Here is a 23,091-nt window from a genome sequence, read left to right as displayed (position 1 = left end):
TTGCTCGTTTTTTGCGCAAATAGAGAGTCGCAGGAATGAAGTCGTTCGCCTCCCGTTATCTGCTCCTTGTCGCATTTTCCGTGCTGCTGGGCGCTTGCCAAAGCACGCCACCGGCGGCCACCGAAGCCCCCGATGCGCGGGCCGCCGCCATTGCACAGCTTGAGCAAAGTCTGGCCAGCAGCGAACTGGCCACGGCGGAAGATCAACTGGCTGCCTTGCAGGCCGAATCGCCCAACGATCAATCCCTTGAGCAATATCAGCGTCAACTGGCTGAAGCCTATTTGATGCGCAGTCAGATCGTGTTGCAAAAAGGTGATGTAAACGCCGCAGCCACTGCTCTGAGTCGCGCTCGAGCGCTGATGCCCAAGGCCCCAGCGCTGACCGGTGGGGTCAATGGCGCCATCGCCCAGGCGCGCAAGGCTGAACTGGAAAAGGCCGAAGCTGCTCTCAAGGCGGCCGAAGCCCAGCCAAAAGCCAAGGTCATAGACCCCACGGCTGAAAGCACCACGGTTGCGCTGAATATCAACGATATGGGCAAATTACGTCGACAACTGGACGCTATCGCCGCCGATGTGGTGAATTTTCAGTGTGATGTGAGCATTCAGGCTCCGCGTACTGATGATTACCCCTGGTTGGCGAATTTGCTGAGCAAGCGGGTGAAGAAACTCGATCCGGAGTTCGACCTGAAGCTGGAGCGGCAGATCCTGCGCAGCGTTCCGGCGCAGATGGTGCTCAGCCCTCGCAAAAAACCTTAAAAGCATCGCGAGCAGGCTCGCTCCCACGTTTGATTTGTGTTCATTGCAAATCAACGGTAGGAGCGAGCTTGCTCTCGATGACGGCCTTTCAATCGCTATAAATTTTCAGGCCGGAACAGCCTTGGCCTTCGGCTCCCTGTCCCAAACCCGATGCTGCCCGATGGCCGCAAAAAACGGCTTGATCAGCTTGGCATCCACGCCGACGATCAACCCCGCGTCGGCTTCCAGTTTCAACACATCCAGTAACTGCTTCGCCTCGCCCTGCAGCGCAATCGCCTTCAAGTGTTTGTAAGCCTCCAACAGGTAATGCAGGGCTACGCCGTCCGCGCTCAAGGCCTTGATCGACGCTGCACCGCCGGGCACGAAAACGGCGTCGAACGCTACGGAAGGCAAACCTTCCATGGATGCATCCACTGGCAATGCCTTGCCATCGGCGGTCGTCACGGGGGCGGAAGTCGGGCCAAGCAGTTTGGCGTGCGCACCTTCGGCTTCCAGCGCTTTCTTCATGGCATCAATGGCCGCACCATCGACACCGTTGGCTGCAAGGATGGCGACTTTTCGCGTCTTGATATGGCCCGGTAGCAGATTGGCCTGGCTCAGGGCAGGCGAACGCTCCAGAGAAATCTTCGGCACAGCGACCGTTCCGGCCTTCGGTGCCGGCAAGCCGAGGTTCTGCGCCACACGCTTGGCCAGTTCCAGGTCGATGTTGGCGAGGATTTCGTTCACTTGCCGTGCGCGGATGAACTCCCGTTCAACCTTGCCCAGCTCGAAGCTGTACGCCGAGATGATGTGCTCCTGCTCATGCTGGCTCATGCTGTGGAAAAACAGCCGTGCCTGGGAGAAGTGGTCGCTGAACGACTCGCTGCGCTGACGAATCTTGTTGGCGTCGATGCGTTCGGCATACGTCTCGAAACCGCCATCCTGCGCGGCGGGTGGTGTTTCTTTCGGCCAGCCGCCGTCGATTGAGTTTGGTTCGTAGGAGGCGCGGCCCTTATCAATCGTGGTGCGGTGTAGCGCATCCCGCTGGCCGTTGTGGAACGGCGTGACCGGACGGTTGATGGGAATCTCGTGAAAGTTCGGTCCGCCGAGTCGGCTGATCTGCGTATCGGTGTAGGAAAACAGCCGTCCTTGCAGCAGCGGATCGTTGGAGAAATCGATTCCCGGCACAATGTGGCCCGGACAGAAAGCGACCTGCTCGGTTTCGGCAAAGAAGTTATCGGGGTTGCGATTGAGCACCATTTTGCCCAGCGGTGTGATGGGTACCAGCTCTTCCGGAATCAGTTTGGTGGGGTCGAGGATATCGAAGTCAAAAGCGTGTTCGTTTTCCTCTTCGATCACCTGTACGCCGAGCTCCCATTCCGGGTAGTCCCCCATCTCGATGGATTCCCAGAGGTCGCGACGGTGGTAGTCGGTGTCCTTGCCCGCCAGTTTCTGCGCTTCATCCCACACCAGCGAACAAGTCCCGGCCGTAGGACGCCAGTGGAATTTGACGAAGCGTGATTTTCCTTCGGCATTGATCAGGCGAAAAGTGTGAACGCCGAACCCCTGCATGCTGCGCAGGCTTTTCGGGATCGCCCGGTCGGACATGGCCCAGATCACCATGTGCGCCGATTCCGGTTGCAACGAGACAAAGTCCCAGAACGTATCGTGGGCCGAGCCGCCGGTGGGTATCTCATTGTGAGGTTCGGGTTTCACCGCGTGCACGAAGTCAGGAAACTTGATGGCGTCCTGAATGAAAAACACCGGCATGTTGTTGCCCACCAGATCGAAGTTGCCTTCGTCGGTGAAAAACTTCACCGCGAAGCCTCGTACGTCCCGGACCGTGTCGCCCGATCCACGAGGGCCTTGCACGGTGGAAAAACGAACGAATACCGGCGTTTTTTGGCTTGGGTCCTGCAGGAAACCCGCCTTGGTCAGCACGCTATGGTTCTCGTAGGACTGAAAGTAGCCATGGGCACCCGTGCCCCTAGCGTGAACGATGCGCTCGGGAATGCGTTCATGGTCAAAGTGCGTGATTTTTTCACGCATGATGAAGTCTTCCAGCAGCGAAGGCCCGCGGGCCCCGGCCTTCAGGGTGTTTTGATTATCCGCCACCTTCACGCCCTGATTGGTGCGCAAGGCCTGATCGGTGGCGTCGGAGCGGAATTTTTCCAGGCTATCGAGTTTGGCGTTGGTATTGCTGCGGTCCAGGGTATCGGTCCCGGCCAGTGCGCTCTTGGGGGCGGCAGGCTTCTTGGTACTCATCAGGCATAACTCCTCGGGCTATTTTCGAGTGGCCTTAGTAGTGACTGATGACGTTTTTGACCGTTCCTTTTATCTGACCTTTGATCGCGTTATTGCCAAATGGCTGGTTGAATGCGAAATAAATGCTAAGAACCTCTATACGGACAGGCTAAAATGCGCGCCCGGCTAACCGCTGATCCTTTTCTAACGCGCCCCACAAGGTTCGCTACGTGATCGAGTTTCAAAACGTCCATAAAACCTACCGCGTCGCCGGTAAGGAAATTCCCGCCCTGCACCCGACCAGTCTGACGATTGAGAACGGTCAGGTCTTTGGCCTGATCGGCCATTCCGGTGCGGGAAAAAGTACCCTGCTGCGCCTGATCAATCGCCTGGAAAACTCCAGTGGCGGCAAGATCATCGTCGACGGCGAAGAAGTCACGGCGCTCGACGCCAACGGTTTGCGCCGTTTCCGTCAACAGGTCGGGATGATCTTCCAGCATTTCAATTTGCTGGCGTCCAAGACCGTTGCCGACAACGTCGCGCTGCCACTGACCCTGGCCGGTGAGCTGTCGCGTGCTGACATTGATCGGCGTGTGGCCGAATTGCTGGCTCGGGTCGGTTTGTCCGACCACGCCAAAAAGTACCCGGCGCAATTGTCTGGCGGTCAAAAGCAGCGTGTCGGCATTGCCCGCGCCCTGGCGACCAAGCCGAAAATCCTGCTGTGCGACGAAGCCACCAGTGCCCTGGACCCACAGACCACGGCCTCGGTTCTGCAATTGCTGGCCGAAATCAATCGCGAGCTGAAGCTGACCATTGTGCTGATTACCCATGAGATGGATGTGATCCGTCGTGTCTGTGACCAGGTGGCGGTGATGGACGCTGGCGTGATCGTCGAGCAAGGCTCGGTGGCCGAGGTGTTCCTGCATCCGAAGCACCCGACCACCAAGCGCTTCGTGCAAGAAGACGAGCAAATCGACGAAAGCGAACAGCGCGATGATTTCGCTCACGTACCGGGGCGCATCCTGCGTCTGACCTTCCAGGGCGAAGCGACCTACGCGCCGCTGCTGGGTACCGTCGCGCGGGAAACGGGGGTGGACTACAGCATCCTCGCCGGTCGTATCGATCGCATCAAAGACATTCCCTACGGGCAACTGACCCTGGCCGTGACCGGTGGTGACATGGAGGCGGCCTTCGCCCGCTTCAGCGCCGCCGACGTCCACATGGAGGTGCTGCGTTAATGGAAGCCCTGACAAGTTTCTTCGCCAATATCGACTGGTTCGAAATCTGGCTGGCCACCGGTGACACCTTGCTGATGCTCGGTGGTTCGCTGTTGTTCACCGTATTGTTGGGTCTGCCGCTGGGTGTGTTGTTGTTCCTCTGCAGCCCGCGTCAGTTGCTGGAAGCCAAAGGCATCTACGCGATGTTGTCGCTGGTGGTGAACATCCTGCGCTCGCTGCCGTTCATCATTTTGCTGATCGTGATGATCCCGTTCACCGTGTTGATCACCGGTACCTCCCTGGGTGTCGCCGGTGCGATTCCGCCACTGGTGGTGGGCGCCACGCCGTTCTTCGCGCGACTGGTGGAAACCGCGTTGCGTGAAGTGGATCGCGGCATCATCGAAGCGACCCAATCCATGGGCGCGACGACGCGGCAGATCATCACCAATGCGTTGCTGCCTGAAGCCCGTCCGGGCATCTTCGCGGCGATTACGGTGACAGCGATTACACTGGTGTCCTACACGGCGATGGCGGGTGTGGTCGGTGCGGGTGGGCTGGGTGACCTGGCGATTCGTTTCGGTTACCAGCGTTTTCAAACTGATGTGATGGTGGTCACCGTGATTTTACTGTTGGTACTGGTTCAGGTACTGCAAACCGTCGGCGACAAACTGGTTGTCCACTTTTCCCGTAAATGATCAATGAACTGGCCATTGGCTGGCAGGCGCTGGTTTCAGGCGTCGCCAGCGAGTACCCACAAGGAGTTAGCTGAATGAAAAAACTACTCGTCGCCTTCGCTGCCGTTGCAGCTTTTTCCGCTCACGCTGCCGACACCCTGACGGTTGCGGCGACCCCGGTTCCACACGCGGAAATCCTCGAATTCGTTAAACCGGCCCTGGCCAAAGAAGGCGTGGACCTGAAGGTCAAGGTCTTCACCGACTACATCCAGCCGAACGTGCAGGTTGCGGAAAAACGCCTGGATGCCAACTTCTTCCAGCACCAGCCGTACCTCGATGAATTCAACAAGGCCAAGGGCACTCACCTGGTTTCGGTAGCCGGTGTACACCTGGAGCCGCTGGGCGCCTACTCCAGCAAGCATAAAAAACTGGAAGACCTGCCGGGCGGCGCAAACGTGGTGATCCCGAACGACGCCACCAACGGCGGTCGCGCCTTGCTGCTGCTGGCGAAGGCTGGCCTGATCAAGTTGAAGGATTCGAACAACATCCTGTCGACCGTCAAGGACATCACCGAGAACCCCAAGGACCTGAAAATCCGTGAACTGGAAGCCGCGACCATCCCGCGCGTGCTGACCCAGGTCGACCTGGCCCTGATCAACACCAACTACGCCCTGGAAGCCAAACTCGATCCGGCCAAGGATGCTCTGGTCATCGAAGGCAGCGACTCGCCTTACGTGAACATCCTCGTGGCCCGTCCGGACGACAAGGACAGCGATGCGATGAAGAAACTGGTTGCTGCGCTGCACAGCCCGGAAGTGAAAGCGTTCATTCTCGAGAAGTACAAAGGCGCGGTAGTGCCGGCGTTCTGATCTGAAGTGTTAACAAAAAATGGGGCGCATTGAATGCGCCCCATTTTTTATGCCTGAAAAACGGACTCTGTGGAAGCAAGCCCGCTCCTACCGGTTCCGTGGTGTTCTCACTGACGCTTCAACATCACCGGCAATTGCGCCACCAGTTTCTGGTTGTTCAACGGCGCCCGGATAAAACCGCGCTGTGTCCCGTCCGGTCCGATCACCGCCAGGTTGCCGCTGTGGTCGACGGTGTAGTTCGGTTTGCTGGTGTCCGCCGGAATGAACGGGATGCTCACGGCATTGGCGACTTTTTGCAGTTCTTCGACCGATGCCGGGGCCAGGCCGATGAACTGTGGATCGAAGTAGCCCAGGTACTGCTTGAGCTGCTTGGGCGTGTCGCGATTCGGGTCGACGCTGACCAGTATGATCTGCAACTTGTCCACCGCTTCGGGTGGCAGTTCGCTTTTGATCTGGCGCAGTTGGGCGAGGGTGGTCGGGCAGATGTCCGGGCAGAAGGTGTAGCCGAAGAACAGCAGGCTCCATTTGCCTTTCAACTCGTTGATCGTGACCGGTTGGCCGTCCTGATTGGTCATCGTCACGCTCGGCAGACTGCGGCTTTGCGGCAGCAGGATGATTCCCGCATCGATCAGCGCCGTCGGGTCGCCCTGGCCTTTGCCCGACAGCACTTTGTTGATGGTCAGGCCCAGGACCAGCGCGATCAGGGCGACGAGGATGAAGACGGTTTTCTGGGTTCGAGTCATAGATTCAACAATAAGTAGTGGTCAACGAGCAGGGCGATGAACAGCAGGAACAAGTAGTAAATAGAGTACTTGAAGGTGTTGATCGCCGCGTGCGGCCGAGTGCCACGGTACAGCACCACCGCCCATTGCAGAAATCGGGCGCCCAGTCCGATGGCGCAAATCAGGTAGAGCAGGCCACTCATGTGAATCACGTAGGGCATCAGGCTGACGGCCAGCAGCGCGCCGGTATAAAGCAGGATATGCACCTTGGTGTAATGCTCGCCATGGGTCACCGGCAGCATCGGAATATCAGCCTTGGCGTATTCCTCTTTGCGGTGAATGGCCAGGGCCCAGAAGTGTGGCGGGGTCCAGGCGAAGATGATCAGGACCAACAACAGCGGTTCGGCGCTGACATGACCGGTGGCGGCGGTCCAGCCGAGCAAGGGCGGAGCGGCACCGGCCAGCCCGCCAATGACGATGTTCTGCGGCGTCGCGCGCTTGAGGAAACCGGTGTACACCACGGCATAGCCGAGCAGGGAGGCGAGGGTCAGCCAGGCCGTCAGCGGATTGGTAAAGGCCAGCAGCAAGGCCTGGCCGAGCACCGCCAGCACCAGGGCAAAGGTCAGCGCGGCGGCCGGTGTCACCCGGCCTTCAGCCAGTGGCCGTTTGTGCGTGCGGGCCATCACCGCATCGATGCGCCGGTCCACCACATGGTTGACCGCTGCCGCACCGCCCGCGCACAGGGCGATCCCCAGATTGCCGAACAGCAACACGGTCCACGGCACGCCGGCGCGGGTCGCGAGGAACATCCCCACCAGCGAGGTGATGAGCATCAGCACCACTACTTTCGGTTTGGTCAGCTCCAGGTAGTCACGCCAGATCGCCTGACTGGGACGTTCGCCGATCAGAATCGCCATGGCATCTCTCCTTTTATTGTTATGGGCCCGGCTGTTTGTTTACGCGGACTGAAGCGCCAGCGAGCCGGTTGCTTGACCCGAATCAGGCTGGTGCGGGCGTGATAATTGACCAACACCATCGTCAGCAGCAGCGCAGCGCCCCCGGCGTTGTGCGCGACGGCCACTGGCAGGGGCAGATGAAACAGCACGTTGCTGATACCGAGGGTGATTTGTGCGGCGAGAGCGATCAGTACCAGGCCCGCCAGGCGCGTCATGCCGACCGCCTTCAGTTGCCACGCCAGACCCAGTAGTACGAGGGTCACCAGCAACGCGCCGATGCGGTGCGTCAGGTGAATCGCGGTGCGGGCATCGCTGTCCAGTTGCCCGCCGAGGTAATTCGGGCCGATGTGTTGGGTCAGGTGAAAGCCGTTGGCGAAGTCGGCCGGGGGCAGCCATTGACCGTGGCAGGTCGGGAAGTCGATGCAGGCCACGGCGGCGTAGTTGGAACTGACCCAGCCGCCGAGGGCAATTTGCAGGATCACCAGCAGCAACCCGGCCGTCGCCCAGTGTTGCAAGCGTCGTGGCACGGTCAGCGCCGGCAGTACGCCGGACAGGCGCAAGGTCAGCAGAAACAACAGGCTCAGCGTGGCAAAGCCGCCCAGCAAATGTCCGGTGACGACTTGCGGCCAGAGCTTGAGCGTCACCGTCCACATGCCGAACGCCGCTTGGCCAAACACCACCGCCAGCAGGAACAACGGCAGCTTCAGCGGTTGTCCCGGATGCCGGCGATTGATCCAGGCACGTCCGGCCAGTACCGAGATCAGCATGCCGAGGGTGCCGGCAAAGTAGCGATGGATCATCTCGTTCCAGCCCTTGTGGGCCTCGACTGGAGCGTCAGGGAAATGCAATTCGGCATGGGCCAGTTGGGCTTCGCTTTTCGGCACACTGATAAAGCCGTAGCAGCCGGGCCAGTCCGGGCAGCCGAGGCCGGCGTGAGTCAGGCGGGTATAGGCGCCGAGCAACACCACAATCAGTGCCAGCAGGGTGGCAAACAGCGCGAGGCGAAATCCAGGTTTGGCCATGACGATGCCCTTATCCGATGTTCGACAGTTTCAGCAGGTGGCGCAGGTCGTTGAGCAAGTCCTTGCCCTTGACCGACGGGTCGTAGCGCAGCACCAGATTGCCGTGTGGATCGATGATCCACAGTTGCGGCGTGGTCTTGTCGCCGTTCGAATGACTGAAAGTGCTCAAATCCAGCGGATAGCGCTGCAGCTGCGGATATTCCCGAGTCAGTTTGGCGTCGTACTCGGACGTCAACGGTTGGGCGGCCGCGAGTGCATGGCTGGCGCGAGAGGCATCGCGACCGAGGCCGATCTGGATTTGCCGTGCCAGATACACCAACTGCTGGCAGTCCAATGCGCAATCCTTCGGCGCGGTGACCAGCATCTGCCAGCGGTCCTCCTGCGCCTGCACGCCGATGTCGGCGCGGGTCTGGCCGTTGCCGATCAGTTCGCCGTGATAACTGCGGCCCTCCGGCACCCAGAACTGCAGTTTGTACATGCCGGTGGCGAGGATCATCGGACCGATCACCCCGAGCAGGATCAACAGCAACTGCAAGCGACCCTTGCGCCGACTCGCCGGCGTTTTCGCCTCAGACATGCTGGGTGGATTCATGGCCGCTCCCATGGTGTTTCTCCTTTGCGTTGTGCCAGCCGAGGTAGAGATAAAGGCCGAACAGGGCGATCGCCATGGCGAACCACTGCACGGCGTAAGCGATGTGTTTTTCCGGGCCCATGGCGACCACCGGCCAGTCAGCCTGGTAGGACGCGGGGCCGCTTTCCTCGCGTAATTCGAAGGCGAACCCTTCGCGCTCGAGCGCTGACCAGAGTTTTGCCGGGTCAACCGCCGTGACCAGTTGAGGCCAGGTCGTTGAGTTGGGATCGGCATGGAGCTGGAAGGTCGCGCCGGGGGAGACGTAGACCCACGCGTCGAGACTCAAGGCCTCGGCAGGGGTGGTGAATTGAGGCGGTGTGCGCCGGTCCGGCCATGGCAGCCAGCCGCGGTTGACCAGCAGCCAGAGCCCTGTTGCCTGATCCTGAAACGGTTGCAGCAGCTCGACCCCGACTTTGCCGTCGCGCTGGCGGTTGTCCAGCAGCAGGCTGTGGGCGGCATCGAACTGGCCGTGCAGGCGCACGCGGCGAAAGGCCGGGTCTGCGGTGTGTTGCAGCTCGGTGCTGGCCATCGGCTCGGCGGCCCGGCGTTCGGTATAGCTTTGCAGCAGTGCGCTTTTCTCGGCGCCCCGGCTCAATTGCCAGAACCCCAAGGACACCAGCAGCGGCAGCAACAGCGCCACCACCAGTGTCGGCACGATGCCCGGCCGGAAGCGCTTCATGGCGTCGCCAGAAAGTCGGTCATCGCGATAGCTATACTCAAGTGCATCGCTTGTCCCCCCGGAGTCTTACCCATGCTCAAAGCAGCCATCGTCCTGATGCTGATTGCCACGGTTGTCAGCCTGTTCAGCGGCCTGTTTTTTCTGGTCAAGGACGACAGCAGCTCGAACCGCCTCGTCATTGCCTTGAGTGTCCGTGTTGCACTGGCCGCCACCACCGTCGGCTTGATCGCCTGGGGCTTCTTCAGCGGCCAGTTGGTGTCCCACGTTCCGTGGTAGCTTCAAGCGCTTCCAACTTGAGGCTTGCAGCTTGCGGCTTATAGCTGCTCTTAAAGCACGTAGACGAAAACAAACAGTCCGATCCACACCACGTCCACGAAGTGCCAATACCAACTCGCCGCCTCGAAGCCGAACTGGTGATCGGCGTCGAAGTGCCCGCGCATGATCCGCATCAACATCACGAACAGGATGATGGTGCCGATGGTCACGTGGGCACCGTGGAAGCCGGTGAGCATGAAGAACGTGGCGCCATAGATGCCCGAGCCCAGGGTCAGGCCCAGTTCGTGGTAGGCGTGCATGTATTCTTCGGCCTGGAAGGTCAGGAACGCGCAACCGAGCAGCACGGTGATCGCCAGCCAGAGTTTCAGCGCGCCGCGATGGCCTTTCTTCAAGGCGTGGTGGGCGATGGTCACCGTCACGCTGGAGCTCACCAGCAATACGGTATTGAGCAGCGGCAGGCCCCAGGGGCTGATGACCTCCTTGGGCGGCGGGAAGAGTTTGGAGTCCGGATTGTTCAGCAGTGGCCAGGTGAACTGGAAGTTCGGCCACAGCATATGGGCGATGCCTTTGGCGCCTTCGCCACCCAGAGCCGGGCCGGAGACGTGGCGCACATAAAACAGCGCGCCGAAAAAGGCGATGAAGAACATCACTTCCGAGAAAATGAACCAGCTCATGCCCCAGCGGAACGAGCGATCCATCTGCGGGCTGTACAGACCGCCGCGACTTTCCTTGATCACCGCGCCGAACCAGCCGAACAACATGTAGGCCAACAGCAGGCCACCGACGAAAAAGATCAGCGGACCATGTGATTCCGGCCGCGCAGCTTTCAGGTCGTTGAACCAGGTGGCCAGGCCGAACACGGTGGTGAGCATGCCGAGCGTGGCAATGATCGGCCACTTGCTCTGGGCGGGAACGTAATAATGTTCATGAGTTGCCATTGATTGTTCTCCTTATCGGGCACGCTCAACCGCCAGTGTTTGCAACGACTACCGGTGGATGTCGGGCGGTGATATCGAACAGCGTGTAGGACAGCGTCAGGTGCTTCACATCCTTGGGCATGTCACGGTCAACGATGAAACGTACCGGCATCTCGATCCGTTGACCGGGCTGCAGCACTTGCTGGGTAAAGCAAAAACATTCGGTCTTGTGGAAATACGCCGCCGCAGTGCTGGGCGCGATGCTCGGGACGGCCTGGGCGCTCATCGGGCGGTCGGTGGGGTTATGCGCGATGAAGATCATCTCGTTCACCGCCCCCGGATGGGCCACCAGATCATCACCCTTGGGATAGAACTCCCACGGCATGTCGGCGTTGTTCATCGACAGAAACTGCACGCGAACCTGCCGCGAGGTGTCGACCGTTTGCTCGCCCTCATACTGCCCGGCGGTCTTGCCATTGATGCCGAATGCCTTGCACATCACGTCGTAGATGGGCACCAGGGCAAAGCCGAAGACAAACATCGCTACCACCACCAATAGCAGGCGGGTGACCAGTTTCTTCATCGAAATCGAGTCAGCCATGGTTCCAACCCGCAACCGGGCCCCCTGTAGGCGCGAGCCTGCTCGCGATGGTCGTCAACGATAACGCTGCAAGCCTGATGCTCCGCGGCGCTCTCAGGTTTTTCGCGAGCAGGCTCGCTCCTACAGGGGTTACGTTCATTTCACTTCCGGCGGCGTGGTGAAGGTGTGATACGGCGCCGGCGACGGGATGCTCCACTCCAGGCCTTCGGCCCCATCCCACGGTTTGGCCGGTGCCGGCGGGCCGCCGCGAATGGTCTTGATCACGATGAACAGGAAGAAGATCTGCGTGGCTCCGAACATGAATGCGCCGATCGACGACACCATGTTGAAGTCGGCGAATTGCAGGTTGTAGTCCGGAATCCGGCGCGGCATGCCGGCCAGCCCTACGAAGTGCATCGGGAAGAAGGCCATGTTCATGCCGATGAACGACAGCCAGAAATGCAGCTTGCCGAGGGTTTCGTCGTACATGTGGCCGGTCCATTTCGGCATCCAGTAGTAGGCCGAGGCGAAGATCCCGAAGATCGCCCCTGGCACCAGCACATAGTGGAAGTGCGCGACCACGAAGTAGGTGTCCTGGTACTGGAAGTCCGCCGGGGCGATGGCCAGCATCAACCCGGAAAAACCGCCGATGGTGAACAGGATCACGAACGCCACGGCGAACAGCATGGGTGTCTCGAAGGTCAGCGAGCCCTGCCACATGGTGCTGGCCCAGTTGAACACCTTCACGCCCGTCGGCACCGCAATCAACAGCGTGGCGTACATGAAGAACAGCTCGCCCACCAGCGGAATGCCGACCACGAACATGTGGTGCGCCCAGACGATGAACGACAGGAACGCGATGCTTGCGGTGGCGTAGACCATCGAGGTGTAGCCGAACAGCGGCTTGCGCGAGAAGGTCGGGATGATCGAACTGACGGCGCCGAAGGCCGGCAGAATCATGATGTACACCTCGGGGTGGCCGAAGAACCAGAACACGTGCTGGAACAGTACCGGGTCACCGCCACCGGCGGCGCTGAAGAAGCTGGTGCCGAAGTGGATGTCCATCAGCATCATCGTCACGCACCCGGCCAGTACCGGCATCACCGCAATCAGCAGAAAGGCGGTGATCAGCCAGGTCCAGACGAACAGCGGCATTTTCATCAACGTCATGCCGGGGGCGCGCAGGTTGAGGATGGTGGCGATCACGTTGATCGCGCCCATGATCGAACTGATCCCCATCAAGTGGATGGCGAAGATGAAGAACGTCACGCTTTCCGGTGCATAGGTCGTTGACAGCGGGGCGTAGAAGGTCCAGCCGAAGTTCGGTCCGCCACCGGGGGTGAACAGGGTCGAGACCAGCAGGATGAACGCCGCCGGCAGCAGCCAGAAGCTGAAGTTGTTCATCCGTGGCAGGGCCATGTCCGGTGCGCCGATCATCAGCGGGATCATCCAGTTGGCGAGGCCGACGAACGCCGGCATCACCGCACCGAACACCATCACCAGACCGTGCATGGTGGTCATCTGGTTGAAGAACGCCGGTTCGACGATTTGCAGGCCTGGCTGGAACAATTCGGCGCGAATCACCATCGCGAACGAACCACCCAACAGAAACATGGTGAAGGCAAACCACAGGTACAGCGTGCCGATGTCCTTGTGGTTGGTGGTCAGCACCCAGCGCATCAGGCCTTTGGCGGGGCCGTGGGCGTGGTCGGCATGACCGTGGTCATCGATAACGGCGCTCATGGCCTGTCTCCTGTCAACAGATGGGCTGGGCAGGCCGGGGCGCTGTGCCCCGACCGGTTCCTTACATGCGCAATAGACCGGGTCATTTGCTTTCCGCCTGTTTCAGCTCCAGCACTTCTTTAGGAGTGACCATGTCGCCCTTGTTGTTGCCCCAGGCGTTACGTTCGTAGGTCACGACCGCCGCGATATCGACTTCCGAGAGCTGCTTGCCGAACGCCGCCATGGCGGTGCCTGGCTTGCCGTGGAAGACCAGGCTCAGGTGAGCCTCTTTCGGTCCGGTGGCGATTTTCGAGCCCTTGAGCGCCGGGAACATGGGCGGCAGTCCCTGGCCTTCGGCCTGGTGACAGGCTACGCACGTGGTGTGATAGATCTTGTCGCCGCGCTCCTTGAGCTCGTCGAGGGTCCATTCCTTGCTGGTCAGTTCTTTAAGCTGGGCGGCTTCGGCTTTGCGGTCGGCCAGCCACTTGTCGTAATCGGCCTTTTCCTTGACCTCGACCACGATCGGCATGAAGCCGTGATCCTTGCCGCACAGCTCGGCGCACTGGCCACGGTAGATGCCGGGTTTGTCGACGCGGGTCCAGGCTTCGTTGACGAACCCCGGGATCGCATCGCGCTTGACCGCAAAGGCCGGCACCCACCAGGAGTGGATCACGTCGGCGGATGTCACCAGGAAGCGCACCTTGGCGCCAATCGGCAGCACCAACGGCTTGTCGACCTCAAGCAGGTAATGCTCGCCCTTGGCTTCCTTGTTGTGGATCTGGTTGGCGGGGGTGGCCAGGTTGCTGAAAAACTCGACGTCCTGGCCCAGGTATTTGTAATGCCACTTCCACTGATAACCGGTGATCTGGATATCGATATCCGGCTCACTGGGGTCGTACATCTTGATCAGGGTCGCCGTCGCGGGAACCGCCATGGCCACCAGAATGATGAAGGGCACGATGGTCCAGAGGATTTCGACGGTGGTGCTTTCATGGAATTTTGCGGCCACCTGCCCGGTCGAGCGGCGGTGCAGAATCATCGACCAGAACATGGCGCCAAAGACGATGATGCCGATCACCACACAGATCCAGAAAATGGTCATGTGCAGGTCAAATACAGCGTGACTGATTTCAGTCGCTCCAGGCGCCATATTCACAGTCCAGGCGGCTTGCGCCTGGCTGAAAATCGACCACAACAGGAGGCCCATCCAGACATGTGGATGTCGCATCATTGCGGGTTCCCCTTATCGTTCTTGTTATCCCGCCGGCTTTCACCTGCGGCAAGGGAGCGGCTGCATCAGACTACGAACTTGAATCGCCGGGCCTTGCTGCATTTGCAGTCGGGCGTCATCAGCTAACTCCATTCAAGTCCGAGTATAGACAGCGACTCTCACCTCGCAATGCGAAGGCGTAAATGATCTGAAACAGCATTAACTTGCATTGCAGGCCACGAAAGGAGAAGGATGCAGACGAGTGGTGGCAAATCGATATAACGCAGGTGTCTCAAGGATGAAATAATTATGACAAATGCGTCTTAGCATTTTTCGTAAGCCAGCTAAGTTATGTCTTCCCTATTTCATTGCCTTGTTTCCTGGAGTTTTCATGAACACCGCCGCATTGCGCGAGCAGATCCAAAAAGCCCAACAACACGAATCCGAAACCGGCCTGCTGACGCGTCAGCTGGAAAGCAAACTGCCTCGCTTGCATCCGGCGATCCAATTGCCGGAGGCGGATGCCAATGGGGTACTGACACGTTTTGTCGCCGCCTACATCGACGAAGTGCCCGATCTGCTGGACGCAGCCAATGAAGTCGCCAGGGAAGCGGGTATCGAGTCACAGATCAAACCGGTGCTGAAAATCGCCGAGCAGTATTTCCTCCAGCCACCGGCGATCATGGCCGGGCACGTCGGGCTCGACAGCCTGCTGGACGAGGCCTACCTGGCGCATCGGTTTGTCGAAGAGGTCAATGACCTGTACATCAAGCATTTTGGCCAGCCACTGATCCCCCTGGACATGACTGTCGCCAACCTGATTGCTCACCAATTGATCGGTGAGGAGTTCGCCAACCAACTGGACGAGGCGGTGCATCACGCTTTCGACGAGATGCTCAACGAAGAGAGTTTCGCTCTGGAGTCGGTAGAGGCCTACCGCGAGAAGCTCAGCAGCCCGGACACCGGCGCCGCGTGGAAGCGTTGGCCGTGCATGTCCCGCCGCCTGGGCGTGGGCCTGGAGCTGGAAGCCTGATCCACCTCCGTCCACTGTAGGAGCGAGCCTGCTCGCGATGGTCGACAACGGTTACGCGGGCATCCTGACACCCCGCGGTATTCTTTTGCCCATCGCGAGCTCGCTCCTGCAGGGGTATTCAGCCCGATGCACCTATGCCGGTGTTGGTCCGTACCCGTCCCTCCAACCGGCGCTTCAGTCCCCGGGACTCGATCAAGAACTTCGAGCCCTTCGCCGCATTCGCCCGACCCCATTCCTCCAATAGCTCCAGGCACGCATGATCGATGTAGCTCAGATTATTGAGCGGCACATGCACCGTCGCGCCGTCAGGAATGCTGGCGAGTATCCGGGCCAGCGCCGGCACTTTGAGAAAGGTGGCCGCGCCCACCAGCCGCAACTCCATTTTTCCCTCTTTGGGCAGGTCGATCAGGCTGACCTTCAAGCGTGAGGCTTTCCAGGCCAGTTTGGCCATGGTCAAGCCAAAGCCGATCAGCACGCCGGCCAGACTTGCCACGGGAATGCTTTGCAGCACGCTCGACAGCAGCATCACGAACGCCAGCAGCCACAGTCCGTGGAAAATCGTCGAGTACCGAGTGGTGGCTCCGGCTTGTACATTGGCTGAGCTGCGAACGATCACGCCGGTCATCGGCAACGCGCCAAGCAGTCCGCAGAGCGTGTTGCCGATTCCTTGTGCCGACAGTTCGCGATCGAAATCCGAACGCTGACCACTGTGCATGCGGTCTACTGCGGCGGCGGACAGCAGGGTTTCGGCGCTGGCGATAAAGGCCACGGCAAACGCGGCGATCGGCAGGGCGGGATCAGCCAGGTTATCCAGTCCCGAAGGCTTGGGCGCGGCATCGAGCATCACATGCACCTGTGACAGGACGATCAATACCCCGATGCCGGCGAGCGCTTTCCCAATACTCAGCAATAGGTCAATCGTCCTTAAATCAATGACATTTGGCGACCTGGCGGGCAAAAGGATTCGCAATCCAGGTTAAACCCTCCCCGTTGATCAAGCCCCAGGCGCCTGATGGTTTTGGAAAAGCGCTGTGCCAACAGGTCGGCAAAGGGACCTTCGCCGCGCATCCGTGCGCCAAAACGGCTGTCGTACAACTCACCACCACGGCTCTGGCGAATCAGGCTCAGGACATGAGCCGCCCGTTGCGGGTAATGAGCGCCCAGCCATTCCTCGAACAGCGGTGCAACCTCCAGCGGCAAGCGCAGCATCATATACGCCGCACTCTGTGCTCCGGCCGCATGGGCCTCGGTCAGCAGGCTTTCGAGTTCGCTGTCGTTGATCATGGGAATCATCGGTGAGCACAGCACTCCCACCGGAATTCCCGCCTCACGCATGACCCTGATCGCGCGAAGCCGGGCCTTGGGCGCCGCCGCTCGGGGTTCAAGGATGCGTTTGAGTTCGTCATCCAGGGTGGTCAGGCTGATCATCACCGCCACCAGTCTCTGCCGGGCGAGTTCGGCCAACAGGTCCAGATCGCGCAGGATCAACGAACCTTTTGTGATGATGGTCACCGGGTGGCGATAACGCAGCAGCACTTCCAGGGTTTGGCGGGTGATTTTGTGTTCGCGCTCGATCGGCTGATACGGGTCGGTGTTGGAGCCAAGATTGATCGGCGCGCATTGATAGCCACGCTTGGAGAGTTGTTCCTCCAGCACCTGAGCGGCGTTGGTCTTGGCGATCAGGCGCGTTTCGAAATCCAGTCCCGGGGACATGTCCCAATAGGCATGGCTCGGTCGTGCATAGCAATAAATGCAACCGTGCTCGCATCCGCGGTAAGGATTGATCGAACGATCAAAGGGCAGATCTGGCGAATTGTTGCGGGTGATGATGGTTTTCGCCGTCTCGATGCGCACCTCGGTGCCTTGCGTGATCGGCACTTCCTGATACCAGCCGTCGTCCTCGGCCACCGAACGATTGGGGGCGAAGCGATTGTGCGGGTTGGTCGCGGTGCCGCGGCCACGGGGGGGCAATGGCGTTTGCATGGGGGCATCCTGTTAGCTGTACGCACATACAGTATATCGCTGCGCCGTGGTCGACCAGTGCCGTTCGGCATTTTTCTGTTTTAATTATATAAGCCAGAGTGTGGTAATTAATAGATACATATGTAGTCTGGTTTGCAGGCAATAAGTATCGGTATTATTTTTTTGCAGCAAACCCTAATTATGAATATCGCTTAAAAGGATTTAATAATGTCGTATTTCAATCGTCGTGGTATTTTTCTTCAGAAACTTGGCCCGACCGTAGTCGATCCGGATGAAGTGCTGGTTTCCATGCAATTCGCTCTGAAAGAGCCTGCACAGGATGAAGAAGGAGCGATCACTGAAAAGTTGCTTGATTCCACCATTTTCATTGCATCCTCTACTGACGGCGGTCAATCTTTCAGTATTGGCAACGCCAAAGATGTAGATGGTGATGGCGATATCGATAATGACGACAGGGCCAGATTGCTGGCACTCGCCAAAGCCTATGCAAATATCGTTCGTCCCTGATTCATGATTGCCAGTCACTGTCGGCACGTTCAGTTGCCGAAGGTGGAGTGGCATGCTGCGCACACGAGCTGTGCGCAGCTGCAGATAAGGAAGTCCATCATGTGGAATCCCGCAAGCACGGGTGTGTTCTTACAGCGAATAGAAACACCGGAAAGTAATAAAATAGTTCTAAAAATTCTGAGGAAGCCATCTGGTGCTGATTACGCAGATCTTGCTGAAGAAACAGTCACGGTTTTGAATTTTAATCCGAACGATACAGAAGAATACTCTCTGCAGTTTGATCCCTGGTCCGACATAAATGTTGTTGCGGATGGCAGCATTGATGAGAAAGATATAAATGTGATTACTCGGCTCGCGCTGGAGTTTCGTGATCAGACAGCAATCAGCTCCGATAGTGGAGTTTTTCTTGAAGTCACTCCTGTCGAGGATAAAAGACTTCTGGTGCTAGTTAGTGTGTTGGACCTGGAAGATTTTGAGCAACCGGAATTCAATTATCTTTTGAACGCCACTTCTTCTGATAAGGGTGAAAGTTTCTCCGTAAGAAGGATCAATCCCGATTCCGGCCCAGCTGTCAATGAAACCCTCGGCCTGGAAAACCTGATAAAAGCGTTCATCAAATTGAGATTGTAAATTCAGCTGATCCGCGCATATTTCACGTTTCATTGACACCTGCCTCACGGGCCTTTGACCGCTCAGGGCTGAACATAAGACATCAACATCCAGTCTCTCCCTGAACGGTCAACCGAGCATGCCCCTACCGCGCATTTTTCCGGCGATGTGCCTATCGCTTGTTGCACTTTTCAACCTTACACCGGTCTTCGCGGATGACACGGCTTTGCCTCGTCCGCCAGAGTGGGCGCAACCGGTCGAGGTGCAGTACAACCTCTTTCAGATGAGCCCGACGCTCTATCGCAGCGCACTGCCCGACAGTGGCGCTGTTTCGCTTCTGGAAAAACTCAAGATCGGCACCGTGATCAGTTTTCTTCCGGAGCCGGATTCAAGCTGGTTGTCGACACCCGGTATCGCCCAGGTACAACTGCCCTATCGCACAAACCATGTGGATGACGCAGACATCATCAAGGCCCTGCGCACCATTCAAACCGCCGAAGCCAAAGGCCCGGTTTTGATGCACTGCAAGCATGGATCTGACCGAACCGGTTTGATCGCGGCCATGTATCGGGTTGTGGTGCAGGGCTGGAGCAAGGAAGACGCACTGAACGAAATGACCCATGGTGGCTTTGGTGACAGCACCCACTTCAAGGACGGTATTCGTTACATGATGCAGGCCGATGTCGACAAACTTCGCACCGCGCTGGCCAACGGCGATTGCAGCACTAGCCCGTTCGCGGCGTGTTCGATGAAAAGTTGGTTCAAGTCGGCACATGTCGAGTAACCCTGCCCTCCACTGCATTGCGCAGTGGAAGGCGGTTCATGTCACTCAGTGTTGCTCGTCTGACTTTTTCTTCAGCTTCGGGTTCGGGAAGAACTGCACTGCCTGAACCTTGGCATCCGGTGCTTTCAAGGCGGGGGTGTTGACCCGGGTGCCCAACTCCTTGGGTACCGACAAGCCTTGTTCATTCAGTGTGTCGGAGTAACCGCAGGCCACGCATTCGCGGTGCGGCACGCCATCCTCGTTCCACATCATCAATTTGTCCGGCTCGCTGCAAGCCGGGCAAACCGCACCGGCGATAAAGCGTCGTTTTGTTACCACTGGACCCTCACTCATGCTGCTGCGTCCTCACTCAAGCCGCTGTGACGCAAGAGTGCGTCAATCGATGGCTCACGACCACGGAAATCGATGAACAACACCATCGGCTCCTGGGATCCTCCACGCGCCAGTATGGCCTCGCGGAACGCGCGACCGGTGTCGGCGTTGAGCACGCCTTCTTCTTCAAATTTCGAGAAGGCGTCGGCCGAGAGCACTTCAGCCCACTTGTAGCTGTAGTACCCCGCTGCGTAACCCCCGGCAAAGATGTGCGCAAAGCTGTTGGGAAAGCGGTTGTAGGCGGGTGGACGCATGACTGACACCTCGTCGCGCACGCCTTCGAGCACTTGCAGCACGCCACGACCGTCGCCGTGGGTGGCGTGCAGTTCGAAGTCGAACAGCGAGAACTCCAGTTGACGCACCATCATCAGGCCGGACTGGAAGTTTTTCGCTGCGAGCATTTTGCCCAGCAGGTCCTGAGGCAGTGGCTCGCCGGTTTCATAGTGGCCGGAAATCAACGCCAGGCCTTCAGGTTCCCAGCACCAGTTTTCCATGAACTGACTTGGCAACTCGACTGCATCCCACGCCACGCCATTGATGCCGGACACGCCAGCGTGCTCGACCCGGGTCAGCAGGTGATGCAGGCCATGACCGAATTCGTGGAACAGGGTGGTCACTTCATCGTGGGTCAGCAGGGCAGGTTTGCCGCTGTCGGCCGGGGTGAAGTTGCACACCAGGTTGGCCACCGGGCTTTGCAGAACGCCGCCAGCGGTACGACGACGGTCGCGCGCACCATCCATCCAGGCACCGCCGCGCTTGTTGGCACGGGCATAGAGGTCGAAGAAGAAGCGGCCGACATGCTGACCATTTTCCTTGATCTCGAACAGGCGCACGTCCGGGTGCCAGGTGTCGAAGCCTTTGAGTTCGGCGATTTCGATGCCGTACAGGCGTTGCACGATAGCGAACAGCCCGCTCAGCACTTTATCGATCGGGAAGTAGGCACGCAGGGCTTCCTGGGCCACGCTGTAGCGCTGTTCGCGGAGTTTTTCGCCGTAGAAACCGCTGTCCCAGCTTTGCAGGTCCGGGCAGCCTTGTTCCGCCGCGTAAGCCTTGAGCTGCTCCAGGTCCTGGACGGCAAACGGTTTGCTGCGCTTGGCCAGATCACGCAGGAAGCTCAGGACCTGATCGCTGGATTCGGCCATTTTGGTGGCCAGGCTCAGCTCGGAGTAACTGGTGAAGCCCAGCAGTTTTGCCAGCTCCTGACGCAGATCGAGGATTTGTTCCATCACCGGGCCGTTATCGTTCTGACCGGCGTTCGGGCCTTGGTCCGACGCACGTGTGCAGTAGGCGGCGTAGACTTCTTCGCGCAATTTTCGGTCTTGGGCGTAGGTCATTACCGCGTAGTAGCTCGGGAACTCCAGGGTGATCAGCCAGCCATCCAGGTCTTTGGCCTGGGCTGCAGCAGCCATTTGCGCCTTGGCCGAGTCGGTCAGGCCGGCGAGGGCGGCTTCATCGGTGATGTGCTTGGTCCAGGCCTGAGTGGCGTCGAGCAACTGGTTGGAGAAGCGGCTGCCCAGTTCGGACAGCTTGCTCTGCACTTCGGCATAACGCTTTTGCTCGGCTTCCGGCAGGTCGATACCCGACAGGCGGAAATCGCGCAGGGAGTGTTCCAGAATGGTTTTCTGCGCCACGTCGAAACCGGCGGCTTCCGGGCTGTTGGCCAGGGCTTCGAAGGCCTGGAACAGTTCGCGGTTCTGGCCCAATTCGGTGGCGTAGGCGCTCAGGGCCGGCAGGCAGGACTCGTAGGCCTCGCGCAGTTCGGCGCTGTTGCACACGGCATTGAGGTGGCTGACCGGGCTCCAGGCAGCGCCGAGGCGGTCGTTGAGCTCGTCCATTGCCAGTACCAGCCCAGCCCAGATCGGCTGTTTGCCCTGGGTTTTGAGGATCTCGATAATGGCGGCACGGTTGTCAGCCAGGATCTGTTCAATGGCCGGTTGCACGTGTTCGGCACGGATCGTGGAGAACGGCGGCAGGTCGTAGGGCTGCAAGAGAGGGTTGTTCACGCTCACGGTTGATACCTTGGCTGGAGAAACATGCAGCCATCTTAATTACAATCGACACTCACCGCAGCTATCAGCGACAGAGAGAGAACCTATCGTGTCCCTTCGCAAGTATCAGAACCACACGCCGCTGCTTGGCAAAGGCGCTTTTGTCGACCGTTCGGCGGTGGTGATTGGCGACGTCGAAATCGGTGAAGACAGCTCCGTCTGGCCACTGACGGTGATCCGTGGCGACATGCACCGCATCCGCATCGGTGCGCGCACCAGCGTGCAGGACGGCTGCGTACTGCACATCACCCATGCCGGGCCGTTCAACCCCGAGGGTTTCCCATTGCTGATCGGCGATGACGTGACCATCGCCCACAAGGTCATGCTGCACGGCTGCAGCGTGGGCAGCCGGGTGTTGATCGGCATGGGCAGTATTGTCATGGACGGTGCGGTGGTCGCCGACGATGTGATCATCGGCGCCGGCAGCCTGGTGCCACCGGGCAAACGCCTGGAAAGCGGTTTCCTTTATGTGGGCAGCCCGGTGAAGCAAGTCCGGCCGCTGACTGACAAGGAGCAAGCCTTTTTCACCTACAGCGCGGCGAACTACGTGAAGCTCAAGGATCTGCATCTGGCCGAAGGCTACGACCAGCTTTGAGCCCCGGATAACGGACAGCCTCCCACGATTGCCCAGGAATTTTCATGCATTACCAGACCGTTTTGTTCGACCTCGATGGCACCTTGACCGACCCCCGTGAGGGCATCACCCGTTCAATTCAGTTTGCCCTGGGCAAACTGGGCATCGATGAGCCCGACCTGAGCAAACTCGAACACTTCATCGGCCCGCCGTTGTTACAAGCGTTCATGCAGTTCTACGACTTCGATGAGGCCAGGGCCTGGGAAGCGGTCAATTTTTACCGGGAGCGCTTCAAAGTGACCGGGCTCTACGAGAATCGCGTTTTCGACGGTGTCACGCCGCTACTGGAAACCCTCGGCGGACAAGGGAGACAGCTTTACATTGCGACGTCCAAACCCTGGGTGTTCGCCCGGGAAATCGCCCGGCATTTCGATTTCGCCAGGCACTTCAAGGTGATTTACGGCAGCGAACTGGATGGCACCCGTACCAACAAAGTCGAGCTGATCGCTCACTTGATCGCCGAAGAAGGCCTGGACCCGGCCAATACCCTGATGATCGGCGACCGCAAGCACGATTTGATCGGTGCGCGGAGCAATGGGATGGACGCGGCGGCTGTCGGTTATGGCTTTGGCAGTCGGGAAGAACTGAGCGCCGAGGCGCCGACCTATCATTTTGAAACCCTGGATGACATGCATCAGGCGTTTTTGCGGCGTTAGGCAAACGGCCTT

The 23,091-nt window shown here is 59.0% G+C and carries 24 protein-coding genes and 1 pseudogene; 11 read left to right on the top strand and 14 right to left on the bottom strand.

The annotated features are described in order from the left end of the window. Positions 1-35 precede the first annotated feature (35 nt). On the top strand, positions 36-755 hold the full coding sequence (locus AC1Q6D_RS29145; RefSeq protein ID WP_103405373.1) for a PA5502 family lipoprotein: 720 nt from the start codon (positions 36-38) through the stop codon (positions 753-755). A 105-nt stretch (positions 756-860) separates the two neighbouring features. Here AC1Q6D_RS29145 and katE read toward each other — a convergent pair whose 3' ends face one another. Further along, positions 861-2,999 (bottom strand): catalase HPII, encoded by a 2,139-nt coding sequence (gene katE / locus AC1Q6D_RS29140; protein ID WP_103405374.1) that lies wholly within the window; start codon positions 2,997-2,999, stop codon positions 861-863. 209 nt (positions 3,000-3,208) lie between these two features. On the opposite strand from katE, the gene AC1Q6D_RS29135 reads away from it, so the two are divergent. The 3 genes from AC1Q6D_RS29135 (at position 3,209) to AC1Q6D_RS29125 (ending at position 5,738) form a co-directional block, all read left to right on the top strand. Beyond that, on the top strand, positions 3,209-4,216 hold the full coding sequence (locus AC1Q6D_RS29135) for a methionine ABC transporter ATP-binding protein (protein ID WP_103405375.1): 1,008 nt from the start codon (positions 3,209-3,211) through the stop codon (positions 4,214-4,216). Beyond that, on the top strand, positions 4,216-4,890 hold the full coding sequence (locus AC1Q6D_RS29130; protein ID WP_047535826.1) for a methionine ABC transporter permease: 675 nt from the start codon (positions 4,216-4,218) through the stop codon (positions 4,888-4,890). The genes AC1Q6D_RS29135 and AC1Q6D_RS29130 overlap by 1 nt, the downstream gene beginning before the upstream one ends. A 74-nt stretch (positions 4,891-4,964) precedes the next feature. Next, the gene (locus AC1Q6D_RS29125) at positions 4,965-5,738 is read left to right on the top strand and encodes a MetQ/NlpA family ABC transporter substrate-binding protein (RefSeq protein WP_103405376.1); all 774 of its coding nucleotides are present in this window, start codon (positions 4,965-4,967) and stop codon (positions 5,736-5,738) included. A 107-nt stretch (positions 5,739-5,845) separates the two neighbouring features. Here AC1Q6D_RS29125 and AC1Q6D_RS29120 read toward each other — a convergent pair whose 3' ends face one another. The 5 genes from AC1Q6D_RS29120 to AC1Q6D_RS29100 are packed head-to-tail and all read right to left on the bottom strand — an operon-like array spanning position 5,846 to position 9,748. Then, positions 5,846-6,481: an SCO family protein gene (locus tag AC1Q6D_RS29120; protein ID WP_047535832.1), complete on the bottom strand. Its 636-nt coding sequence runs from the start codon at positions 6,479-6,481 to the stop codon at positions 5,846-5,848. Further along, on the bottom strand, positions 6,478-7,377 hold the full coding sequence (gene cyoE / locus AC1Q6D_RS29115; RefSeq protein WP_047535836.1) for a heme o synthase: 900 nt from the start codon (positions 7,375-7,377) through the stop codon (positions 6,478-6,480). The genes AC1Q6D_RS29120 and cyoE overlap by 4 nt, the downstream gene beginning before the upstream one ends. Next, a complete protein-coding gene (locus AC1Q6D_RS29110) occupies positions 7,365-8,438 on the bottom strand; it encodes a COX15/CtaA family protein (RefSeq protein ID WP_103405377.1) in 1,074 nt (357 codons plus the stop codon). The genes cyoE and AC1Q6D_RS29110 overlap by 13 nt, the downstream gene beginning before the upstream one ends. Before the next feature lie 10 nt (positions 8,439-8,448). Further along, on the bottom strand, positions 8,449-9,042 hold the full coding sequence (locus AC1Q6D_RS29105; protein ID WP_103405378.1) for a PA_0111/PP_0108 family redox-active disulfide protein: 594 nt from the start codon (positions 9,040-9,042) through the stop codon (positions 8,449-8,451). Next, complete coding sequence (locus AC1Q6D_RS29100) at positions 9,008-9,748, bottom strand: SURF1 family protein (RefSeq protein WP_103405379.1); 741 nt, start codon at positions 9,746-9,748, stop codon at positions 9,008-9,010. The genes AC1Q6D_RS29105 and AC1Q6D_RS29100 overlap by 35 nt, the downstream gene beginning before the upstream one ends. Positions 9,749-9,820: 72 nt before the next feature. Between AC1Q6D_RS29100 and AC1Q6D_RS29095 the strand changes: the two genes are divergently transcribed. Then, positions 9,821-10,024 carry a twin transmembrane helix small protein gene (locus AC1Q6D_RS29095; protein ID WP_103405380.1) on the top strand — a complete coding sequence of 68 codons (204 nt, stop codon included), beginning with the start codon at positions 9,821-9,823 and terminating at the stop codon, positions 10,022-10,024. A gap of 50 nt (positions 10,025-10,074) precedes the next feature. Here AC1Q6D_RS29095 and AC1Q6D_RS29090 read toward each other — a convergent pair whose 3' ends face one another. From AC1Q6D_RS29090 to coxB, 4 genes are all read right to left on the bottom strand, one after another. Then, the gene (locus tag AC1Q6D_RS29090; protein ID WP_047535850.1) at positions 10,075-10,962 is read right to left on the bottom strand and encodes a cytochrome c oxidase subunit 3; all 888 of its coding nucleotides are present in this window, start codon (positions 10,960-10,962) and stop codon (positions 10,075-10,077) included. Positions 10,963-10,987: 25 nt separating this feature from the next. Then, positions 10,988-11,542 carry a cytochrome c oxidase assembly protein gene (locus AC1Q6D_RS29085; protein WP_047535851.1) on the bottom strand — a complete coding sequence of 185 codons (555 nt, stop codon included), beginning with the start codon at positions 11,540-11,542 and terminating at the stop codon, positions 10,988-10,990. Between the two features lie 135 nt (positions 11,543-11,677). After that, entirely contained in the window at positions 11,678-13,264 is a 1,587-nt protein-coding gene (gene ctaD / locus AC1Q6D_RS29080) for a cytochrome c oxidase subunit I (RefSeq protein ID WP_047535857.1), read from the bottom strand. An 82-nt stretch (positions 13,265-13,346) separates the two neighbouring features. Further along, positions 13,347-14,474 (bottom strand): cytochrome c oxidase subunit II, encoded by a 1,128-nt coding sequence (gene coxB, locus AC1Q6D_RS29075; RefSeq protein ID WP_047535858.1) that lies wholly within the window; start codon positions 14,472-14,474, stop codon positions 13,347-13,349. 370 nt (positions 14,475-14,844) lie between these two features. Between coxB and AC1Q6D_RS29070 the strand changes: the two genes are divergently transcribed. Further along, on the top strand, positions 14,845-15,486 hold the full coding sequence (locus AC1Q6D_RS29070) for a hypothetical protein (RefSeq protein WP_103405381.1): 642 nt from the start codon (positions 14,845-14,847) through the stop codon (positions 15,484-15,486). Between the two features lie 118 nt (positions 15,487-15,604). On the opposite strand, the pseudogene AC1Q6D_RS29065 reads toward AC1Q6D_RS29070, so the two are convergent. Together AC1Q6D_RS29065 and AC1Q6D_RS29060 are read right to left on the bottom strand one after the other, a co-directional pair. After that, a pseudogene (locus AC1Q6D_RS29065) lies at positions 15,605-16,375 on the bottom strand (solute carrier family 23 protein); the annotation flags it as partial. A 35-nt stretch (positions 16,376-16,410) separates the two neighbouring features. Continuing rightward, positions 16,411-17,469 carry a PA0069 family radical SAM protein gene (locus AC1Q6D_RS29060; RefSeq protein ID WP_103405382.1) on the bottom strand — a complete coding sequence of 353 codons (1,059 nt, stop codon included), beginning with the start codon at positions 17,467-17,469 and terminating at the stop codon, positions 16,411-16,413. Positions 17,470-17,676: 207 nt separating this feature from the next. On the opposite strand from AC1Q6D_RS29060, the gene AC1Q6D_RS29055 reads away from it, so the two are divergent. The 3 genes from AC1Q6D_RS29055 to AC1Q6D_RS29045 all read left to right on the top strand — a co-directional run bounded on the left by AC1Q6D_RS29055 (position 17,677) and on the right by AC1Q6D_RS29045 (position 19,369). Next, positions 17,677-17,976 carry a hypothetical protein gene (locus tag AC1Q6D_RS29055; RefSeq protein ID WP_103405383.1) on the top strand — a complete coding sequence of 100 codons (300 nt, stop codon included), beginning with the start codon at positions 17,677-17,679 and terminating at the stop codon, positions 17,974-17,976. A gap of 99 nt (positions 17,977-18,075) precedes the next feature. Beyond that, positions 18,076-18,606, top strand: a complete 531-nt coding sequence (locus AC1Q6D_RS29050; protein ID WP_103405384.1) for a hypothetical protein — start codon at positions 18,076-18,078, stop codon at positions 18,604-18,606. 118 nt (positions 18,607-18,724) lie between these two features. Next, the gene (locus AC1Q6D_RS29045) at positions 18,725-19,369 is read left to right on the top strand and encodes a phosphatase domain-containing protein (RefSeq protein ID WP_103405385.1); all 645 of its coding nucleotides are present in this window, start codon (positions 18,725-18,727) and stop codon (positions 19,367-19,369) included. A gap of 45 nt (positions 19,370-19,414) precedes the next feature. Here the strand turns inward: AC1Q6D_RS29045 and AC1Q6D_RS29040 are convergent, their stop codons facing one another. Both AC1Q6D_RS29040 and prlC read right to left on the bottom strand, forming a co-directional pair. Further along, positions 19,415-19,702, bottom strand: coding sequence for a YheV family putative zinc ribbon protein (locus AC1Q6D_RS29040; RefSeq protein ID WP_103405386.1), 288 nt, complete (start codon positions 19,700-19,702; stop codon positions 19,415-19,417). Continuing rightward, positions 19,699-21,750 (bottom strand): oligopeptidase A, encoded by a 2,052-nt coding sequence (prlC, locus tag AC1Q6D_RS29035; protein ID WP_103405387.1) that lies wholly within the window; start codon positions 21,748-21,750, stop codon positions 19,699-19,701. Before prlC ends, AC1Q6D_RS29040 begins: the two co-directional genes overlap by 4 nt. An 88-nt stretch (positions 21,751-21,838) precedes the next feature. Between prlC and AC1Q6D_RS29030 the strand changes: the two genes are divergently transcribed. Then, positions 21,839-22,384 carry a gamma carbonic anhydrase family protein gene (locus tag AC1Q6D_RS29030; protein ID WP_103405388.1) on the top strand — a complete coding sequence of 182 codons (546 nt, stop codon included), beginning with the start codon at positions 21,839-21,841 and terminating at the stop codon, positions 22,382-22,384. A 44-nt stretch (positions 22,385-22,428) separates the two neighbouring features. Further along, positions 22,429-23,079, top strand: coding sequence for an HAD family hydrolase (locus AC1Q6D_RS29025; protein WP_103405389.1), 651 nt, complete (start codon positions 22,429-22,431; stop codon positions 23,077-23,079). Positions 23,080-23,091 lie beyond the last annotated feature (12 nt).

The sequence above is a fragment of the Pseudomonas sp. MT92 genome, from assembly GCF_058792515.1.
Note: the sequence above shows the minus strand (reverse complement) of the source record. Positions and strands in the feature narration are given on the sequence as shown.